Genomic DNA, 16,747 nt, shown 5'->3' with positions numbered 1-16,747 from the left:
ACCGAAACAGGGACGCCCGCCAAAAGGCGGGCGCTCATCGGGCCGGTCTCCGGACTCGCGACAGCCATCGACGATGGCCGGCGCCGGTGCCTTCCCGCTTGCGCAGTGGCTCTGCTACCGGTGCCGCAGGAAAACGCGAAGCGCCTCCCCGATGCCGCATACCGTTGCGGGGGCAGTGCCGGTTTTACCCCGGATGGGGCGTACCGGCTTCCCGTTTAAGCCCTCGGACGAAGGTCCAAGAGCCACCCGAACGTGCCGGATGGTACTGCGCAAGTCACTCACCTGTCACGAAATTTCATTTGAAACCTTAACGGACTCTTGACGACCGCGAAATAATTCGATTACAAGCGTAAGAGATTGCCGCTTGGGGCATGTTCTTTCGCCACGGGGGCGCGTCGGTATCCCACACATCCTGGGGAGGATGGTGGAGCGGACGCGAAGGCGGCTATCGAGAACAGAGGTCCGGATTGCCATCGTGGTGTCGGACTTCCTTGCTGTTTATTTTGGGGAGACAAACACATGCAACGTTCCACCCGCAACGGCGTCATCCGCCGCTCCACTTTGTGCACCGCCCTGGCCCTGTGCTTCGCCAGCGGCGCCGTGCTCGCCCAGTCCAATGCTTCCGGTGTCGTGTTCGGCCGTGTGGCGCAACCCGAAGGCGTCGTGGTGCACCTGCAGAACCTCGACACCGGCCTCACCCGCGATGTCGGTGTCGATGCCGATGGTCGTTACCGCGCCAGCTCCATGCCGGTCGGTCGCTACAAGGTTTCCGTCGAGCGCGGTGGCCAGATCGTCGAGACCCGCGACAACGTTCAGGTGACCCTGGGCGGCGGCGTCGACGTCTCGTTCGCGGGCGCCGCCAGCGCCACAAGCGCGGAGGCGCAGAATCTCGAAGGCGTGCAGGTCACCGGCAACGTGCTGCCCGCGATCGACGTGTCGCAGGTCGACTCGCGCACGGTGCTCACTTCCGAACAGCTGCAGAAGCTGCCGCTCGCCCGCGACGTGACCGCCGCCGCGCTGCTCGCGCCGGGCGTCATCTCCGGCGACAGCCGCTACGGCAACGTGGCCTCGTTCGGCGGTTCGTCCGCTTCCGAGAACCAGTACTACATCAACGGCTACGCGGTCACCAACGCGCTCACCGGCCTGGGCTTCACCAGCCTGCCGTACGACGCCATCGACCAGCAGCAGATCTTCACCGGCGGCTACGGCGCGGAATACGGCCGTTCGACCGGCGGTGTGATCAACATCGTGACCAAGCGCGGCGGCAACACCTGGAAGGGTGGCGTCGGCATGTATTTCCAGCCGGCCGGTCTGCGCCAGAATCCGCGCAACATCTATCGCAAGAACGGCACGCTGTACCAGGAGCGGTCGGACAACAAGAGCACCGACACGCAGTACACCGGCTACATCAGCGGTCCGCTGATCCAGGACAAGCTGTTCCTGTTCGCCGCGGGTGACTTCACCCGTTCCAACAGCCGGAACACCAGCGTCGTCACCGCGCCGCAGAAGACGTACCAGGAGCAGAAGGCCACCAAGTGGATGGCCAAGATCGACTGGAACATCACCGACAACCACCTGCTCGAACTTACCGGCCTCGGCGACAAGACCAACACCGAGCGCAGCGTGTACAAGTACAACTACACCACGCACTCGCGCGCTGGATACATCGGCACCGACAACCTCAAGAACTTCGACGCGGGCCCGGGTTCGGCACCTGGCGGCGACGTGTACATCGCCAAGTACACCGGCTACATCACCGACGACCTGACGGTCAACGCGCTGTACGGCCACAGCAAGACGGTGCACGAGCGCAACCTCGCCTACGCGTCGAATCCGAACTGCCCCTGGATCACCGACAACCGCTCGGTCAGCACGCCCATCGTGGGTTGCGGCCTGGTGAACGGTACCGTCCTCGGCGACGGCGCCAAGGACAAGACGCACGGCTATCGCCTCGACGTCGAATACCGCATCGGCGACCACGACCTGCGCGTGGGTGTGGACAACCAGACCCTCGAATCCTACGCCGGTAACGTCTACGAAGGCGGCTACCGCTGGGTTTACCAGGACGCCGGTGAGGTGCCGAACCGTCCGGACATCGTGCCGCCCCCGGGCGCCGACTACTTCGTCGAGAAGCGCCTGTTCAAGACCGGCGCAGGCGTGAAGACCGAGCAGGAAGCGCAGTACATCGAAGACCACTGGCAGGTCACCGATCGCTGGATGGTGTATCTCGGCCTGCGCAACGAGCAGTTCAAGAACATCAACGGCGACGGCGCCACCTACGTGAAGCAGCGTCATCAGCTGGCCCCGCGTCTCGGTGCCACCTGGGATGTGTTCGGCGATTCCACGTTCAAGGTCTACGCGAACGCGGGCCGTTACCACCTCGCCATCCCGTCGAACGTGGCCATCCGCGGTGCCTCGGCTTCCACGTACTACAGCGAGTACTACTCGTACACCGGCGTCGGCCCGAACGGCGAACCCACCGGTATCGCCCAGCTGGGCAGCCGTCGCTACCTCAATGGCGAAGACGGTACCCCGCTCGATCCGAAGACGGTCGCTGCGAAGGACATCAAGGCCTACTACCAGGACGAATACATCCTGGGCTTCGACAAGGCCATCAACGAGAACTGGAGCTTCGGCGCCAAGGCCACGTACCGCAAGCTGAAGAGCTCGATCGACGACTTCTGCGATTCGCGTCCGTTCGAAGCTTATGCGGAACGCAACGGCATCGACATCACCAATGCGTCGCTGCCGGGTTGTTACCTGTTCAATCCGGGCAAGTCGAACACGTTCCTCGTGGACGTGGGCGGCGGCCAGTACGTGCCGTTCAAGCTGACCAAGGACGACTTCACCTCGCCCCCGCCGGGCAACGTGCCTTTCCCGGACCTGAAGCGCAGCTACTACTCGCTGGACCTCTACCTCGAGCATCACTTCGCGGACAGCTGGTACGGCCGCGTCGATTACACGTTCTCGCGCAGCTACGGTAACTCGGAAGGCCAGCTGAAATCGGATATCGGCCAGCTCGATCCGTCGGTGACCCAGGACTGGGACGCCCCGGAAATCATGCAATACACGAACGGCCCGCTGCCGAACGACCGCACGCACCAGCTGAAGGCGTACGGTTACTGGCAGGCTTCGCCGGAATGGCTGATCGGCGCCAACGTGGCCGTTGCCACCGGTCGTCCGAAGAACTGCATCGGTGTCGACCCGGTCGACGCGATCGACTACGGTGCCTCGTACTTCGAGTGCGGCCTGCAGCCGTCGCCGCGTGGTTCGAAGGGTCGCCTGCCGTACACCTGGAACCTCGACCTGAACGCCGAGTACCGTCCGATGTGGGCGGGCGAGAAGCAGCCGCTGGCCTTCACCGCCACGGTCTTCAACCTCGCCGGCAAGCAGCGCACGGTGGCGCAGGTCGACGTGGGTGAGACGGGTGCGATCCGTAACGGCGTGCCGGTGCAGAGCATCAACTACGAACGTCCGATCGCGTTCCAGAACCCGCGTTACTTCCGCTTCGGCGTGCGTTACGACTTCTCGCTCTAATCGGCGAGAACCAGCGCGCACCCGGGCAAAGCACCCGGGTGCGCGACGAGATCTCCCTGGAACTGGCCGGCGCGGAGCGCCGGCCTTTTTTATGTCGTGCCTGCCGTCGTACTTCTAGCGGCCGCGTGGGCGTGTTGTAGGTGCCGCCACGGCGGCGAGGCAATCCGGCGATGCGGTCGCACGTGCCTCGCCGCTATAGCGGCTCCTTGTATCTTGGAGTCGCCTCCCGCTGGGAGGTGCGATCAGCCAAAAACTTTCGTGCCGCCGATCCAGGTTTCCACCACGTGCTGAGTGTCGTCCATCACGACGAAGTCGGCGCGATAGCCGGCAGCGATGTGGCCGTGGGTGGCGCCCAGGCCGAGGAAGGCGGCCGGATAGGTCGATGCCATGCGTGCTGCTTCGTCGTACGGCACGCCCACCATGTGCACGGTGTTGCGCACGGCGCTGGCCATGTCGAGCGCGGAACCCGCGATGGTGCCGTCGGCCGTGCGCACGGCGCCGTCGTGCACCGTGATGGTTTCGCCCTTGAGCACGAAGCTGGGATTGTCCGAACCCACCGGCGGCATGGCGTCGGTGACGAGCATCATGCGTTCGCGTGCCTTCGCGGCAATGGCGACGCGCAGCGATGCGGGGTGCACGTGGTGACCGTCGACGATCAGGCCGCACCAGCTGCCGGCGTCTTCCAGCGCGGCGCCGACCACGCCCGGCTCGCGGCTGGTGAAGGGAGTCATCGCATTGAAGAGGTGGGTGAAGCCGCGCACGCCGTGGGCGAGCGCGTTGCGCGTGGTGTCGTAATCCGCAGCCGTGTGGCCGGCGGCTACGATCACGCCGTTGGAAACGAGTTGTGCCAGCACTTCCGGCGACGTGCGCTCAGGGGCGAGTGTGAGCAGCGTGACGCCACCGTGGCGGCGCGCCACCATCGCGATGTCGTCCGCGCCGGCGATGCGGAACTTCGCCGGATCGTGCACGCCCTTGCGCTCCGGTGCGATGAACGGTCCTTCGAGATGGATACCGAGCACGCCCGGGACGCCCTGTTCCACCGCGGCATTCACCGCATCGATGGCTTTCGCCATGACATCGGCGTCGTCACTGATCAGCGTGGGCAGGAAGCCCGTGGTGCCGAACTTCGCATGGGCCTCGCCGATGCGGCGAATCGTGTCGACCGTCGGTGCGTCGTTGAAAAGCACGCCGCCGCCACCGTTGACCTGGCAGTCGATGAAGCCGGGAAGGAGCGTGCGGCCGCCGAGGTCGTGGCGTTGCGCGGCGCGAACGCGGGGATCGGAGGGCAAGGCGAGACCGGAGATCGTGCCGTCGTCGACAAGCACGGCGAAACCGCCCTGGAATCCGTTGTCGGTGAGTACGCGGCCGTTGACGAGGGCGATGGTCATGGTGGGGTATTCCTCTGTTTATTCCGTTCTGCCGCAGGAGCGCGCCTTGCGCGCGACCCCTTTGGCCTCAATTCGAAACCTGGCGCGCCAGCTCCGGGTCTTTCGCTGACGGCGTCGCGCGCAGGGCGCGCTCCTACACCGTCTCCGTCACCTTGTTCAGGTGAGGCGGAACGTCGGGATCGAAACCGCGCTTCAAAGCCAGCGCCGCCGCCGCGCGATAGAAGCTCTGCACGGTGAGAAGCGGTGCGCTGATCGGCGCGGAGGCGACGAGCGGCAACATGCCCGGGCCCGTCGCGCCCGGCGCGGCGACCCATACCTTGGCGTCGCGCTTGCGGAATTCGTCGGCGACCTGGAGCACGCCGGACAGGGTGTCGTCGTCCTGCGCGAAGAAGAGCACGGGGAAATCCGGGCCGACGAGTGCCATCGGGCCATGCTTCACTTCGGCCGAGCTGAAGGCTTCGGCGTGCAGCCCGGAGGTTTCCTTGAACTTCAGCGCTGCCTCCAGGGCCCCCGCGAAGCCGAAGCCGCGGCCGACGACAAAGAGGTTGTGGGCATCGGTGAGACCGTCGACGAGTTCTGACCAGTCGGCATTCCAGCCTTCGCGCAATTGCCCGGGCAGCGCGGCAAGCGCCTCGCCGATGGCCGCATTGCCACTCCAGCGCGCGGCGATGTGGAGGATGGCGGCCAGTGCACCCAGATAACTCTTGGTGGCGGCCACGCTCTTTTCGGGGCCCGCGTGCAGCGGCACCACGACGTCCGCGCAGGCGGCCAACGGCGAGTCCACCACGTTCACGAGCGCCACTACGTAGGCACCTGCCTGCTTCGCCGCTTCGGCGTTGCGGACGAGGTCGGGACTCTTGCCCGACTGCGACACCGCGATATAGAGCGCGCCGTCCATGCCCTGTTTCGCATGGTAGATCGAGGTGACCGATGGCGAAGCCGATGCGGTTACCACGCCCAGCTGTGTTTCGAACACGTATTTCGCGTACATGGCGGCATGGTCGGAACTGCCGCGGGCGCAGGTGACCACCATGCGCGGGGGATGCGCGCGCAGGCGCTCGGCGAGTGCGCCGACCACGGCTTCGTTTTCGGAAAGCTGCCGCTCCACGACCCCGGCGGTCTCGTGCGCTTCGCGGAACATCAGGGTGTCTTGCGGAAGTTTCGTCATGTCGAAAGTCGGAGCCGTCAGTCGCTCTGCAGTTCCGCGACGAAATCGTAGATGTCGCCGCGATACCAGGAGCAGGTGAATTCGACGATGCGGCCATCGTCGAGGAAGCTGCGCCGCTCGATGTTGAGCCCGGCGCTGCCGGCGCCGAGGCGAAGCAGCCGCGTCTGTGCGGGGCCCAGCACCACCGCGCGCAGGCGCTGCAAGGCGCGCAGGGGGCGGTTGCCGAGCTTGTCGAGGGCCTCGTAGAGGGAGTCCACGACGAGGCTCGGGTCGGGCAGGAGATCCAGCGGCACCGCGCTGCGCTCGATGGCCAGCGGTTCGTCGCCGGCATAGCGCAGCCGGTGCAGGCGGACCACCTGGGTGCCCGGCGACAGGTTCATCGCCATGGCTTCCTCGGGAGTGACCTCGCCGATGCCGCGCTCGAAGAACTCCGACCGCGGGTTGAGGCCGCGGGCGCGCAGGTCTTCCGTGAAGCTCGTCATCCGGGAGAGCGGTTTCACGATGCGCTCGGACACGAAGGTGCCGGCGCCGTGCCGCTGGGTAAGGAGCCCGTCTTCCACCAGGCCGCCGATGGCCTTGCGCACGGTGACCCGGGACAGGGTGAGGGCCCTGGCTAGGTCGCGTTCGCTTGGCAGGGCGTGGCCCACCTGCACCTCGCCATTCTCGATGACGTTCCGGATGGCACGGCGCAGCCGCATGTACGCCAGCGGCTGCCGGGCGGCTGGGTCGTGCTGGAGGCGCTGGTATTCGGCGACGAGGGCGGATTCCATTTCGCGAACATACCAATCCACGACCACTGAGGCAAGCCGATGCAAGGTTCGCCATACCACCGGAGCGTTCAAACGGTCGTTTGCACGATTTAAATTACAAAGGAAACGTTTCCATGGCGTATCGCTTCGGTTATCCGGGCGTTTTGGAGACATCGAGTGGTACGGGGCTGGTAGCCCCTGGTATGTCACTGGTACGATCCGGAGGCATCTTCCTCCGATCCTTCAAGAGGCCACTGTCGTGAGCGCTCCCCTCCTGCCGATCGAACCCTTCGATCTGGTCATCTTCGGCGGCACCGGCGATCTCGCCGTCCGCAAGCTCCTGCCCGCCATGTACCACCGCTTCGCCGACGGCCAGATCCAGGCCACCAGCCGGATCATCGGCGTGGCGCGCGAAGGCCTGGACGACGAGGCGTACCGCCAGCAGGTGCGGTCGGCCGTCGAGAAGGCCGTGTCGCACATCGTGCCGGCGCAGCTGGACGCCTTCATCCGCATGGTCGGCTATCGGTCCCTGGACGCCCGCAAGTCGGACGGCTGGGAAGAGTTCGCGGCGCTCATGGCGGCCGAACCGAACCACATCCGCGTGTTCTACCTGTCGACCTCGCCGGACATCTTCACCGACATCTGCCAGCGCCTCGGCGGGCTGGGTCTCAACGGCGAGCGCTCGCGCGTGGTGCTCGAGAAGCCCATCGGTCGCGACCTGGAGAGCGCCAACGCCATCAACGACGCGGTGGCCCGGGTGTTCGGGGAATCGCAGACCTATCGCATCGACCATTACCTCGGCAAGGAAACGGTGCAGAACCTGCTGGCGCTGCGCTTCGGCAACGCCTTGTTCGAACCGTTGTGGAACGCGCAGCACATCGACCATGTGCAGATCACCGTGGCGGAAACGGTCGGCGTCGGCCACCGTGCCGGTTACTACGATCGCGCGGGCGCGCTGCGCGACATGGTGCAGAACCACATCCTGCAGCTCCTTTGCATGCTCGCCATGGAGCCGCCGTCGTCCCTCGCACCCGACGCCGTGCGCGACGAGAAACTGAAGGTACTGCGTGCGTTGCGTCCCATCGGCGAGGCGAACGCAGCGCAACTCACGGTGCGTGGCCAGTACCGCGCGGGCGCGGCCGAAGGCCAGGGCGTGCCGGGATACCTCGACGAACTGGGCAGCGACCAGTCCCGGACTGAAACCTTCGTCGCCCTCAAGGCGGAGATCGGCAACTGGCGCTGGGCTGGCGTGCCGTTCTACCTGCGCACCGGCAAGCGCCTGCCGAGCCGCGTCTCGGAAATCGTGGTGACGTTCCGCGCGCTGCCGCATTCCATCTTCGATCCCGCCAGCGGTCCGCTGCTGCCGAATCGCCTCACGCTGCGCCTGCAGCCCGACGAAGGCGTGAAGCTGTGGCTGACCATCAAGCATCCGGGTCCGGGCGGCCTGCGCCTGCGCCACGTGCCGCTCGACATGAGCTTCGCGGCGGCGTTCGGCGTGCAGCAGCCCGACGCCTACGAGCGGCTCATTCTCGACGTCGTGCGTGGCAACCCGACCCTCTTCATGCGCCGCGACGAAGTCGAGGCCGCGTGGAAGTGGGCCGGCCCCATCCTCGACGCGTGGGAAGCCAGCGGCGACACGCCGAAGCCGTATACCGCGGGCACCTGGGGTCCGAGCGCCGCCGTGGCGCTCATCGAACGCGATGGCCGAACCTGGGCCGAGGACGCCGCATGAACGCCAAGATCGAACGACACGAATTCGCCGACCGCCTGACCCTTGCCGACAAGCTGGCCCGGGACGTCGCCTCCAAGCTCGACGCCGCGATCAAGGCGCGCGGCAAGGCCACCATCGCCGTGTCCGGCGGCGGCACGCCGAAGGCCATGTTCGCCGTGCTGGCCGAACAGGAAATCGACTGGTCGAAAGTCACCGTCACCCTCGTGGACGAACGCTGGGTGGACACCGACAGCGATCGCTCCAACGCGCGCATGGTCGCGGAACACCTTTTCCATCATGAGTCGCACACCGCCAGCTTCGTGCCGCTCTTCGACCGGGCGCACAAGGACAGCGTGGACGACGCGCTGGACGACGTGGGTGCGCGCATCGACGCGCTCGGCCGGCCGTTCGACGTAGTGCTGCTGGGGATGGGTGGCGACGGCCACACGGCATCGTTCTTCCCGGGCGGCGACAACCTCGCGGCCGCGCTCGATCCGAACGGCACCCGCACGGTGATCTCGATGCGCGCCGAAGGTGCGGGCGAGCCACGCATCACGCTTACCCTGCCGCGCGTGCTCGACACGCGCGCGCTCTATCTGCACATCGAGGGCGACGACAAGAAACGCGTGCTCGAACAGGCGGAAAAGGGTGGTGACTTTCCGATCGCGGCCGTGCTGAAGCAGGACCGCGTGCCGCTGGACGTGTACTGGGCGCCTTGAGCATGGCCATCCATCCCATCCTCGCCGAAGTCACCCAGCGCATCGTCGAACGCAGCCGGGCGTCGCGCGCCGCGTATCTCGCCAAGATCGACGCCGCCCGTGGCAATGGCGCGAAGCGTCACCACCTGTCCTGCGGCAACCTGGCCCACGGTTTTGCCGCATGCGCGGAAAACGACAAGGACGCCTTGCGCAACGGCCATGCGGCCAACATCGCGATCGTCACGTCGTATAACGACATGCTCTCGGCGCACCAGCCGTACGAGCGCTACCCGGAACTGATCCGCCAGACCGCGCGCACGTTGGGTGCCACCGCGCAGGTGGCGGGCGGCGTCCCAGCGATGTGCGACGGCGTGACCCAGGGCCGCCCGGGCATGGAGCTGTCGCTGTTCTCGCGCGACCTGATCGCCATGGCCACCGCGGTGTCGCTGTCGCACGACATGTACGAAGGCGCGCTTTACCTGGGCATCTGCGACAAGATCGTGCCGGGTATGCTGATCGGCGCACTGAGCTTCGGTCACCTTGCCGGCGCCTTCGTGCCTTCGGGTCCGATGCCCTCGGGTATCCCGAATGAGGAAAAGTCGAAGGTGCGGCAGGCCTATGCGGCCGGCAAGGCCTCGCGTGCCGAACTGCTGGAGGCGGAAGCCCGCTCCTACCACGGCGCGGGCACGTGCACGTTCTACGGCACGGCCAATTCCAACCAGATGCTCATGGAGATCATGGGCCTGCACCTGCCTGGCGCGAGCTTCGAGGCACCGGACACACCGCTGCGCGACGCACTCACCCGCGCCGTCGTGGAACGCGTGCTCGCCATCGATACCCTGGGCGACCACTATCTGCCGTTGGGTCGCATCGTCGACGAGCGTGCCATCGTCAACGGTGTGGTCGGTCTCCATGCCACCGGCGGCTCCACGAACCATCTGCTGCACCTCGTCGCCATCGCACGCGCGGCCGGCGTGGAATTGCGCTGGGACGATTTCGACGCGCTTTCCGCCGTCGTGCCGCTGCTGGCACGCGTCTACCCGAACGGCTACGCAGACGTGAACCACTTCCACGAAGCCGGCGGCATGGGCTTCCTGATCGACCAGCTGCTCGATGCCGGCCTGCTGCACGACGATGTGAACACCATCATGGGCCCCGGTCTGCACCATTACCGGAAGGCACCTGCGCTGGAGGACGGCGCACTGGTGTGGAAGCCGGTGTCGAAGGAGAGCGGCAATCGCGGTGTGCTGCGCTCGATCCAGGAACCGTTCCGTCAGGACGGCGGGCTGCGCATGCTCAAGGGCAACCTCGGTCGTGGCGTCATCAAGGTGTCGTCGGTGCCTGACGACCGCATGGTGGTCGAAGCCCCGGCTATCGTGTTCGACGAGCAGGACGACGTGAAGGCCGCCTTCGATCGCGGGGAATTGAACTGCGATTTCGTCGCTGTCGTGCGGTTCCAGGGCCCGCGTGCCCGCGGCATGCCGGAACTGCACAAGCTCACACCCACGCTCAGCTTGCTGCAGGACCGCGGCCACCGGGTGGCGCTGGTGACGGACGGGCGCATGTCCGGCGCGTCGGGCCGCGTGCCGGCCGCCATCCACGTCACGCCGGAAGCGGAAGCGGGCGGTCCCATCGCCCGCGTGCGCACGGGCGACCTCGTTCGCGTCGACGCCGTCGCCGGCACGATGGAGGTGCTGGTCCCCGCGGACGAATGGCACGCCCGCACCCCCGAAGCCGCCGATCTCGCCGTGCACCACAGCGGCATGGGCCGCGAACTCTTCGCCATGTTCCGCCAGTCCGCCGTCACGGCTGACCTCGGCGCGGGCGTGTTCTGATCCACCGGAGTAGAGATGAGCAACGAAGCCAAGCAACAGCGTGTCGAATCGACCTTGCGCCTCGCGCCGGTCGTGCCGGTGGTGATCATCGAGGACGCCTCGAAGGCCGTGGGCATGGCGCGCGCCCTCGTCGCCGGCGGTGTGCCGGCCATCGAAGTGACCCTGCGGACGCCGGCCGCGCTCGACGCGGTGCGTGCCATCGCGGCGGAAGTGGAAGGCGCGTTCGTCGGCGTGGGCACGGTGCTCACGGCGCAGGACCTCGAGAACGCCTACAAGGCCGGTGCCAAGTTCGCCGTATCGCCGGGCAGCTCACCGCGGCTGCTCGACGCCGCCGACGACCACGAGCTTCCGTTGCTGCCCGGTGCCGCCACGTCCAGCGAAGCGATGGCCCTGCTGGAGCGCGGTTACCGTTTCCAGAAGTTCTTCCCGGCTGTCCCGGCCGGCGGCACCAAATTGCTGGGCGCATGGGCCAGCCCGCTGCCGCAGATCCGCTTCTGTCCCACCGGTGGCATCAGCCTCGCCAATGCGCCCGAGTTCCTCGCGCTGCCGAACGTGGTCTGCGTGGGCGGTTCCTGGCTCACGCCAGCGGACAAGCTGGCGTCGTCCGACTGGGCGGGCATCGAAACGTTGGCCCGCGAAGCGTCGCAACTGGCCCGCTGAGGCCACTGTGGGAGCGACAGCGCTTTAAGGTCGGTCTGGCTTTGTGTGGGAGCCGCTTCAGCGGCGATTGGGTGCTCGCGACAAGCGTGCCCGCTGCCGCGGGATCGCCGGCATAGCCGGCTCCCACAAAGTCTGTGCGATCCTTCGCGCCCCGTCTCCGCAAATCTGCGCCCATGATCTACATCTTCCTCGCCGTCGCCTTCAGCGTGGCCGTCTCGGTGTTGCTGAAGGTCGCCCGCAGCCGCGGCATCGACATCGTGCAGGCCGTGGCGACGAATTACGTCGTCGCGGCGCTGCTCGCCGTACTCCTGTTGGGCGCAACGCCTGAAGCGGCGATCGAGGCGAAGGCCACCTGGACGCCGCTGGTCCTGCTCGGCGTGTTGCTGCCTGCGATCTTCCTCGTACTGGCCCGTTCGGTGCGCAGCGTCGGCATCGTGCGTACCGACGTCGCACAGCGCCTGTCACTCTTCGTTTCTCTCTTCGCGGCCTTCGCGTTCCTGGGCGATACGCTCACGCAGGCGAAGGCGCTGGGCATCGCGCTGGCGCTCGCCGCCGTGCTGTGCGTGCTCTGGCGGCCGGAGCGCGGCGCGACGGAACGCGGCGGATGGGCGGCGCCGCTGGCGGTGCTTGCCGGCTTCGGCGCGATCGACATCTGCTTCAAGCTCGTGGCCCAGGCAGGCGCCCCCTTCGCCAGCGCCCTGCTCGCCTCCTTCCTGATCGCCATGGTCCTGTGCTGGATCGCGGTGCTGGTGCGCGCCGCGACGCGCGCGGCACCGGTCACCGCGCGCAGCCTCGGCTTTGGCGTGCTGCTCGGCGCCGCCAACTTCGCCAACATCCTCTTCTACGTGCGCGGCCACCAGGCCCTGCCGAATAGCCCGGCACTGGTCTTCGCGTCCATGAATGTTGGCGTTGTGGTCGTCGGCACCCTGGTGGGCGCGTTCGGCTTCAAGGAGCGCCTGGCGCCGGTGAACTGGCTCGGTATCGCGCTGGCGATAGGCGCGATCGGCGTCATGGCCTCATCGTAGGAGCGCGCCCTGCGCGCGACATGTTTTCGCGGTGCCTTCGAGCTGGCGCGCCAGCTCGAAGGCATGGCCTCAAAACATGTCGTACCCGACACGGGCATAAACGCGCAGAGCGCGCTCCTACAATGGTCGCCGCGGTGCCGTGGACCCACGCACCACGAGATCGGGGCTGAAGCCCTCGTTCTCGATCATCGGATCGTCTTCGTCGCGCTCGATTTCGGCGATAAGGCGTTGCGCCGCGTGGCGGCCGATCTCCTCAGTGTTCTGCCGCGCCGTGGTGAGTGCCGGCCATGATTGCTTGGAGAACGGGCTGTCCTCGAAGCCTGCGATCGAGAGTTCCCACGGTACGTCGACACCTCCCGAGCGCGCCGCCGCGAGCACGCCTGCGGCGATCTCGTCGTTCGAGCCGAAGATCGCGGTGGGCGGGTCCTTCAAGGCGAGCAGCTTGCGGGCGCCGCGAAAGCCGTCGTCGAAGGAGTAGTCGCCTTCCACCACGAGCCGTTTGTCCACCTCGATGCCGTACTCGCGCAAGGCGTCTTCGTAGCCCTGGTAGCGCTCGGGGCTGGAACGATGTTCCTTGCCGCCCCAAAGGAAGCCGATGCGGTGGTGGCCGAGCTGGATGAGGTGTTCGGTGATCGCGTAGGCCGCGTCGCGGTCGTCCACGAACACGCAGGGCCAGCCGTCTTTCGGGTCCTGGCGCGCCGAGATGATCCGCACGAACGGCACGTTCTGTTCCGTGAGCGAGGCCAGCAGGCGCGGCTGCTCGGACATGGGCGGGCATAGCACGAGCCCGGCGAGGCGGTTGCGGCGCACGAGGTCGCCCAGCTGCTCGGCGAGCTTCGGCGCGGACGAGTCGCAGGGGTGGATCTGCAGGCCGAACCCTCGCTGGCGACAGACCGACAGCACGCCATTCTGCATGGCGATGACATAGTGGGCGTTGGGATTGTCGTAGACGAGACCGAGAGCGTACGTGCGCGCGCTGCGCAGGCTGCGCGCCGCCTGGTCGGGCTGGTAGTCGAGGGCCTCGATGGCGCGCTGCACCTTCTCGCGGGTACGCGCGTGCACCGAGGGTTCGTGGTTGATGACGCGGGAGACGGTCTTCAGCGAGACGCCGGCCCGTTCGGCCACGTCCTTGATGGTGGGGCTACGCAATCTACGACCCTCGATAGCAAGGCGGCCATCCGAAGGGACGACCCCGGCAAGTTTACACAAGCGCCCTGGGAAAAATTCGGGCGCGAGGGCAATGTCGAGGCCGTTCCGTCACCGGCACCGTCGGGACGTCAGTCCCGCACGTGCTGTCCCACCCGATGACCCGCCGCGCCGTAGTACAGGATGTACAGGTAGCAGGGCACCATGAGGCAGAGGAACACGCCCTGGAAATCGAAATGCTGCTTCAGGTGCGCGAACAGCACCGGAATGACGGCACCGCCGGCGATACCCATGATCAGGAAGGCCGACCCGAACTCGGTCAGCCGCCCCAGGCCCTTGATGGCGAGGGGGAAGATCGCCGGCCACATCATGGCGTTGGCGAAGCCCAGCGCGGCCACGAAGGCCACCGACACGTAGCCGCTGGTGACGTAGGTGCCGATCGAGAACACGACGCCCAGGATCGCCGAGAACGCGAGATAGCGCTGCTGCGAAACGAAGCGTGGGATGAGCAGCAGGCCGGCCACGTAGCCCACCAGCATGGCGATGAGCGTGAACGAGGTGAAGTGGCTCGTCTCCGCGGGAGACATGCCGAAGCCCTGGCCGTAAGTGCCGATGGCGTCGCCGGCCATGACTTCCACGCCCACGTAGACAAACAGGCAGAGCACGCCCAGCCACAGATGCGGGAAGCTCAGGAGGCTGCCCTTGTCGTGCCCGATGGCGCGCTCGGAATTCTCGCTGGACGGCTTGATCTCGGGCAGCGAGGAACGCACGACCCAGATGGCGAGCACGACCAGCAGGGCGGCCATCACCATGTACGGCATGTGCACCTTGGCCGCGAAAGCCGCCAGCAGGGCGTCCTTTTCGGCCGGCGAGGCGGCTGCTGCGATCTGCTTGTCGAAGGTGCCGATGTTGCTCATCACCACCGCACCGAAGACGAACGGCGCAAGGGCGCCGGCCACCTTGTTGCAGATGCCCATGAAGGCGATGCGCTGCGCGCCGCTCTCGATGGGCCCGAGGATGGAAATGTACGGATTCGACGCGGTCTGCAACAGCGAGAGGCCGGCACCGATGACGAAGAGTCCGGTCAATGCGCCGGGATACACGCGCATCGTGACGAACTGGCCGAACATCACCGCGCCGATCGCCATGACGAACAGGCCGAGCCCCATGCCCTTCTTCATGCCGGTCTTCTTCAGGATGAAGGAGGAGGGCAGGGCGAGAAAGAAATAAGACAGGTAGAACGCCATGGGCACGAGGAAGGCGTTCACGTCGTCGAGGTTGAAGGCCAGCTTGACGAAGGTGATCAGCGGCCCGTTGAGCCACGTGACGAAGCCGAAGATGAAGAACAGGACGCCGATGATGATCATCGGGACCAGGCTGGAATGGCGCGTCTCGTTGACCGCGGCCGTGGTGGACGACATGGATGCTCCCCTCTCGCAGGGGCCCGAGGCGCCCCGATCCGGTCCTTTATCGGCTTCCCTGCCCAACGTTGTCAATCACGTGGCGCCGAGGGGCCGTGACCTGTGGCACGTGAGGCACTTTCGATGCCGCGCCGCATCAACGGGCCGGAATAGCCCCTTGCAGGGGGAATTCTCTTTGCAACAGAGGGTTGGCAACGCGATCCATCCGTCCCGACGGAAACGTTTCTTGCTGCGGCGCGTTATGGATCGCGTTCTGTCCTAGCCATTTGTCCTGTTGACAACGTTGTCATTCGCGGCCAAGACTCGGCCCATCACGGGGTAGTCACGAAGTTTCCAAGGGGTGGGGTGTGGGGGAATCGGCCAAACAGCGGGAAGTCGCGCGTGCGTCGCGGTCGGGGGCGTTCCTCGCCGCCGACGTCGGTGGCACTCACGCCCGCATCGGTCTCGTTCGCCGCGCGGACGATTCCTCGGCCATCGACGTGCTTCGCTATGAGCGCTACGCCTGTGCCGAGTGGCCGAGCCTCACCGCGGTGCTGCAGGACTTCGTCGGTCATCTGGACGGCCAGGTGGCCATCGAGCACTGCGCCGTCGCCAGCGCGGGCTACGTGGTCGGCGACGCCATCGTCAACGAGAACCTTCCCTGGCCGGTGTCCATCGGCGACATCCGCCGCACTCTGGGCCTGTCCGGACTCGCCGTGGTCAACGACTTCGAAGCCGTCGCGTACGCCTGCCAGTTCCTCCAGCGCCATGAAACGGCCCCGATCATCGAGTCGGACGCGCCGCCCGCCGAAGGCCCGATCCTCGTGATGGGCCCCGGCACCGGTCTGGGTTCGGCGGTGCTGCTGCCCGGCCGCCCGCACGCCACCGTGCTACCGACGGAGGCGGGACAGATATCGCTCGCACCGGGCAATGCGCGCGAAGTGGCGATCCTCGGCGAGCTGGCGCGCGAACGCGACTATGTTTCCTACGAGACGGCGCTTTCGGGTCCGGGTCTCGTCAACCTCTATAGGGCCATCTCCACGCTGCGTGGCACCGCCGCCACGCTGTCCGAACCCGCCGCCGTCACAGGCGCCGCCCTTGCCGGCAGCGATGACGCGGCGTCGGAGGCGCTGGACGTGTTCTGCGGGCTGCTCGGCAGCTTCGTGGGCGACCTGGCCATGCTCTACGGCGCGCGCGGCGGCGTGTTCCTGGCGGGGGGCATCCTTCCCCAGATTCGCGAACGCCTGCTTGCCAGCAGCTTCTCCGACAGGTTTTTCAACAAGGGCGTCATGCGCGCCTTTCTCCAGCAAGTGCCGGTACGTCTGATGGACCACGGACAGTTGGGTGTGATCGGTGCCGCCGGTCTCTACCTGCACGGTTCGACCGCTCATTGAAGAGCGGGAAAGGAACGCAGGCTTTAGTTCAAAAAA

At 66.5% G+C, this 16,747-nt stretch carries 12 protein-coding genes and 1 riboswitch; of the genes, 7 read left to right on the top strand and 5 right to left on the bottom strand.

Going from position 1 to position 16,747, the window contains the following annotated elements; genetic code table 11:
• Positions 1-23 precede the first annotated feature (23 nt).
• Positions 24-265: riboswitch (cobalamin riboswitch) on the bottom strand.
• Between the two features lie 254 nt (positions 266-519).
• Positions 520-3,537, top strand: a complete 3,018-nt coding sequence (locus tag HBF26_RS16075; RefSeq protein WP_167128748.1) for a TonB-dependent receptor — start codon at positions 520-522, stop codon at positions 3,535-3,537.
• A 242-nt stretch (positions 3,538-3,779) separates the two neighbouring features.
• On the opposite strand, the gene nagA is transcribed toward HBF26_RS16075, so the two are convergent.
• The 3 genes from nagA to HBF26_RS16060 form a co-directional block, all read right to left on the bottom strand.
• The gene (nagA, locus tag HBF26_RS16070) at positions 3,780-4,925 is read right to left on the bottom strand and encodes an N-acetylglucosamine-6-phosphate deacetylase (protein WP_167128745.1); all 1,146 of its coding nucleotides are present in this window, start codon (positions 4,923-4,925) and stop codon (positions 3,780-3,782) included.
• Positions 4,926-5,058: 133 nt separating this feature from the next.
• Positions 5,059-6,093 carry an SIS domain-containing protein gene (locus HBF26_RS16065; RefSeq protein ID WP_240151384.1) on the bottom strand — a complete coding sequence of 345 codons (1,035 nt, stop codon included), beginning with the start codon at positions 6,091-6,093 and terminating at the stop codon, positions 5,059-5,061.
• A gap of 17 nt (positions 6,094-6,110) precedes the next feature.
• On the bottom strand, positions 6,111-6,863 hold the full coding sequence (locus HBF26_RS16060; RefSeq protein ID WP_167128742.1) for a GntR family transcriptional regulator: 753 nt from the start codon (positions 6,861-6,863) through the stop codon (positions 6,111-6,113).
• Between the two features lie 238 nt (positions 6,864-7,101).
• Here HBF26_RS16060 and zwf point away from each other — a divergent pair, with 238 nt between their 5' ends.
• The 5 genes from zwf (at position 7,102) to HBF26_RS16035 (ending at position 12,771) form a co-directional block, all read left to right on the top strand.
• The gene (gene zwf, locus HBF26_RS16055) at positions 7,102-8,574 is read left to right on the top strand and encodes a glucose-6-phosphate dehydrogenase (RefSeq protein ID WP_338039693.1); all 1,473 of its coding nucleotides are present in this window, start codon (positions 7,102-7,104) and stop codon (positions 8,572-8,574) included.
• A complete protein-coding gene (pgl, locus tag HBF26_RS16050; protein ID WP_167128736.1) occupies positions 8,571-9,272 on the top strand; it encodes a 6-phosphogluconolactonase in 702 nt (233 codons plus the stop codon). Before zwf ends, pgl begins: the two co-directional genes overlap by 4 nt.
• A gap of 2 nt (positions 9,273-9,274) precedes the next feature.
• Positions 9,275-11,086 carry a phosphogluconate dehydratase gene (gene edd / locus HBF26_RS16045; protein WP_167128733.1) on the top strand — a complete coding sequence of 604 codons (1,812 nt, stop codon included), beginning with the start codon at positions 9,275-9,277 and terminating at the stop codon, positions 11,084-11,086.
• 15 nt (positions 11,087-11,101) lie between these two features.
• Positions 11,102-11,746, top strand: a complete 645-nt coding sequence (eda, locus tag HBF26_RS16040; RefSeq protein WP_167128730.1) for a bifunctional 4-hydroxy-2-oxoglutarate aldolase/2-dehydro-3-deoxy-phosphogluconate aldolase — start codon at positions 11,102-11,104, stop codon at positions 11,744-11,746.
• Positions 11,747-11,919: 173 nt separating this feature from the next.
• On the top strand, positions 11,920-12,771 hold the full coding sequence (locus tag HBF26_RS16035) for an EamA family transporter (RefSeq protein ID WP_167128727.1): 852 nt from the start codon (positions 11,920-11,922) through the stop codon (positions 12,769-12,771).
• Positions 12,772-12,888: 117 nt separating this feature from the next.
• On the opposite strand, the gene HBF26_RS16030 is transcribed toward HBF26_RS16035, so the two are convergent.
• Together HBF26_RS16030 and HBF26_RS16025 are read right to left on the bottom strand one after the other, a co-directional pair.
• Entirely contained in the window at positions 12,889-13,920 is a 1,032-nt protein-coding gene (locus HBF26_RS16030) for a LacI family DNA-binding transcriptional regulator (RefSeq protein WP_167128724.1), read from the bottom strand.
• A 128-nt stretch (positions 13,921-14,048) separates the two neighbouring features.
• The gene (locus HBF26_RS16025; RefSeq protein WP_167128721.1) at positions 14,049-15,338 is read right to left on the bottom strand and encodes a sugar MFS transporter; all 1,290 of its coding nucleotides are present in this window, start codon (positions 15,336-15,338) and stop codon (positions 14,049-14,051) included.
• Between the two features lie 347 nt (positions 15,339-15,685).
• Between HBF26_RS16025 and glk the strand changes: the two genes are divergently transcribed.
• On the top strand, positions 15,686-16,711 hold the full coding sequence (gene glk / locus HBF26_RS16020) for a glucokinase (protein ID WP_167128718.1): 1,026 nt from the start codon (positions 15,686-15,688) through the stop codon (positions 16,709-16,711).
• Positions 16,712-16,747 lie beyond the last annotated feature (36 nt).

Source organism: Luteibacter jiangsuensis (genome assembly GCF_011742555.1).
Classification (GTDB): Bacteria; Pseudomonadota; Gammaproteobacteria; order Xanthomonadales; family Rhodanobacteraceae; genus Luteibacter; species Luteibacter jiangsuensis.
Note: the sequence above shows the minus strand (reverse complement) of the source record. Positions and strands in the feature narration are given on the sequence as shown.

Coding starts and splice junctions, on each gene's coding strand:
- HBF26_RS16025 (WP_167128721.1), bottom strand. CDS start 15,338: ATGTCGTCCACCACGGCCGCGGTCAACGAGACGCGCCATTCCAGCCTG.
- eda (WP_167128730.1), top strand. CDS start 11,102: ATGAGCAACGAAGCCAAGCAACAGCGTGTCGAATCGACCTTGCGCCTC.
- edd (WP_167128733.1), top strand. CDS start 9,275: ATGGCCATCCATCCCATCCTCGCCGAAGTCACCCAGCGCATCGTCGAA.
- pgl (WP_167128736.1), top strand. CDS start 8,571: ATGAACGCCAAGATCGAACGACACGAATTCGCCGACCGCCTGACCCTT.
- HBF26_RS16065 (WP_240151384.1), bottom strand. CDS start 6,093: ATGACGAAACTTCCGCAAGACACCCTGATGTTCCGCGAAGCGCACGAG.
- HBF26_RS16075 (WP_167128748.1), top strand. CDS start 520: ATGCAACGTTCCACCCGCAACGGCGTCATCCGCCGCTCCACTTTGTGC.
- nagA (WP_167128745.1), bottom strand. CDS start 4,925: ATGACCATCGCCCTCGTCAACGGCCGCGTACTCACCGACAACGGATTC.
- HBF26_RS16035 (WP_167128727.1), top strand. CDS start 11,920: ATGATCTACATCTTCCTCGCCGTCGCCTTCAGCGTGGCCGTCTCGGTG.
- HBF26_RS16060 (WP_167128742.1), bottom strand. CDS start 6,863: ATGGAATCCGCCCTCGTCGCCGAATACCAGCGCCTCCAGCACGACCCA.